This is a genomic window from Falsiroseomonas oryzae, assembly GCF_027856955.1.
In the GTDB taxonomy this organism is placed as follows: Bacteria; Pseudomonadota; Alphaproteobacteria; order Acetobacterales; family Acetobacteraceae; genus Falsiroseomonas; species Falsiroseomonas oryzae.
This window is the reverse complement of sequence record NZ_JAPSMD010000674.1, coordinates 1-2,053: the sequence shown is the minus strand read 5'-3', so window position 1 is coordinate 2,053 and position 2,053 is coordinate 1. Positions and strand designations below refer to the sequence as shown.

The 2,053-nt window shown below is 74.4% G+C and carries 3 protein-coding genes; 2 read left to right on the top strand and 1 reads right to left on the bottom strand.

The features are described 5' to 3' along the window. The coding region (locus tag OZN99_RS30460) for an IclR family transcriptional regulator (protein WP_270938956.1) at positions 1 to 715 on the bottom strand (715 nt) is incomplete at its 3' end. A 117-nt stretch (positions 716 to 832) separates the two neighbouring features. Between OZN99_RS30460 and OZN99_RS30455 the strand changes: the two genes are divergently transcribed. Both OZN99_RS30455 and OZN99_RS30450 read left to right on the top strand, forming a co-directional pair. Further along, a complete protein-coding gene (locus OZN99_RS30455) occupies positions 833 to 1,666 on the top strand; it encodes an HpcH/HpaI aldolase family protein (RefSeq protein WP_270938955.1) in 834 nt (277 codons plus the stop codon). Position 1,667: 1 nt separating this feature from the next. Then, positions 1,668 to 2,053 (top strand): hypothetical protein (locus OZN99_RS30450; RefSeq protein WP_456299916.1); only part of this gene is annotated, 386 nt, incomplete at its 3' end.

Sequence of the window (2,053 nt, the reverse complement as noted above, 5' to 3'; positions counted from 1 at the left end):
CCAGGCGGTCGCAGGCGTCCTGCGCCGCCGCCATCACGCGGTCCGCGAGGGCGACGCGCTGGCGCCGCGGGATGCGCGCGGCGTCGCCGGCGACGCCGATGCTGCCGAGCACCTCGCCATCCGCGTTGAGCAGCGGCGCGGCGATGCCGAGGATGCCGGGGCGGAACTCGCCTTCCGTCACGCAATGACCGGCGTCGCGGATGGCGCGCACGGCGCCGCGGAACCCCTCCCAGTCGGCACCGAGGCCCGCGGCGGCGATCGTGGCGCGGTGCCGCGCGAAAAGGGTGCGCAAGCGATGGGCCGGCAGATGCGCCAGGATGACCTTGGAGGCCGCGCCGGCGAAGAGGGGCCGCCGCTGGCCGCGGCTGAACAGCCCCGGCGGCGCCCCGGCGCCGGGGGCGTCGTCCACGCACATCACCGTGCCGCTGAACAGCATGCAGAGCAGGCCGCTCAGGCCGGTCTCCGCGGCCAGCCGGCGCATCGCCGGGCCGCCGCCGGCGGTCACCGGGTCGCAGAGCCGCATCGTGCGGTCCAGTTCGATGATGCGCGGGCCGAGCATCCAGGCCCCGCCCGCAACCGGCGTCAGCAGCCCCGACGCCTGGAGCGCCTTGAGATGGCGATACAGCGTGGAACGCGACGCGCCGGAGAAGCGGATCAACTCCTCCGTGGACCAGGCCGGCGCGGCGGGGGTGAACACGTCCAGAAGCGCGAGCATGCGGTCGAGGCTGCTGCCGCCACGGCGCCTGGGGGATCGGTCGCTGTCGGAGAATCCCGCCATGCTGGACATGCTTGCACCACACCCCTAGCGTGCCCGGCAAGGCCGGCCCGCTCGTTGGGCGCGGTCATCGGGAGGGAGGGAGCGGCCATCGAGCCCGGGCCCATTGCCGCGAACCCGGCGCAGCGACGGCTCGCCGAGGGCGGCACCGTGCTGTGCATGGGCGTCCGCCAGACGCGCAGCGTGGACATCGCGCAGATCGCCGCGGCCTGCGGCTTCGACGCGCTCTACCTCGACTTGGAGCACAGCCCGATGGGGCTGGAGACCGTCTCGGCCATCTGCACGGCGGCGACCGGATTCGGCATCGCACCGCTCGTGCGCCCGCCCGGCCACGGCGCGGACTGGATCGGACGCATCCTGGATGGGGGCGCGCAGGGGCTGATCCTGCCGCATGTGAACAACGAGGCCGAGGCGCGCGCGATCGTCGCGGCGGCGCGCTTCCCGCCGCTCGGTCGCCGCTCCGTGATGGGCCCGGGCCCGGCCGTCGGCTATCGCAGCCTGAAGCTCGGCGAGATCAATTCGGGGCTCAACGCCGCGACGACGATCGTCTGCATGATCGAAACCGAGGAAGGCGTGGCCGAGGCGGACGCGATTGCCGCCGTGGCCGGCGTGGATGTGCTGCTGATCGGCTCGAACGACCTCTGCACGGAGATGGGCATTCCCGGCGAGCTGCGGCATCCGCGGCTGCGCGCGGCCTATGAAGCCGTGGCAGCGGCGTGCCGCGCCCACCGCAAGGTGCTCGGCGTCGGCGGCATCCGCGGCGATGCGGAGCTGCAGCGCGACCTGCTCGTGCTCGGGGCGCGCTTCCTCATCGCCGGCAACGACGTGGGCTACATGATGGCCGCGGCGCGCGCCGATGTCGCGACGCTGCGCAAGATCATCGGCGGCTGACATGGCGCGTGGCCGCCTGACGCTGTTCTCGGCGGCCGAGCGCCGCTACTGCGAGCCGCTGCTCGCCGGCTTCGCCGCCGCGCATCCGGAGGTGGAGCTCGACTTCGTCTTCGGCGTGAGCACCGCGCTGCACCGGCGCTACCTGGACGAGGTCGCGGCCGGCGGCCCGACGGCCGACCTGCTCTGGAGCAGCGCCATGGACCTGCAGATGGAGCTGGTGCTGTCCGGCCACGCGCAGCCGCATGGCATTGCGCACGGCCTGCCGCCGCAGGCCGCGCATCGCGACCTGGCGCTGGCCACCACGGCGGAGCCGCTGGCGACGCTACTGCGCGCCGGCCCGGCGCCGGCCGGCACGCCGGCGGAGATCGCCGCCCTGCTGCGTGCGCA